This is a genomic window from Bradyrhizobium sp. Kon10, from assembly GCF_055807395.1.
The window spans coordinates 1-276 of record NZ_JBVVOZ010000206.1 but is presented as its reverse complement, the minus strand read 5'-3'; the positions used below and the strand labels follow the sequence as shown (position 1 = coordinate 276).

1 protein-coding gene is annotated in these 276 nt (G+C 66.3%); it reads right to left on the bottom strand.

Annotation, left to right across the window (positions count from 1 at the left end; translation table 11 throughout):
- Positions 1 to 276: sigma factor-like helix-turn-helix DNA-binding protein (locus tag AC0L2O_RS36735; protein WP_473373197.1), on the bottom strand; the 276-nt coding region annotated here is incomplete at both ends.

Sequence of the window (276 nt, the reverse complement as noted above, 5' to 3'; positions counted from 1 at the left end):
ATCACCGCGGCGGTCAGCCTGTCACACCGGCGGCCGGCGAAGGGGAATGCATCGAGCAGCACCGGGCCGATCTGATCGGCCAGCGCCTTGCGGACGAGGGCGCGGGCGCGGTGCAGCCGGGTCTTGACGGTTTCGGGCCGCACATCAAGCAATTCGGACGTCTCGTCTATGCTGAGACCCTCGATCACCCGCGCCACGAATACGGTCCGGTAGACATCGGGAAGGCGATCGGTCGCCCGTTCGACAAGCTCGAGGATCTGCCGTTGCGCCATCATC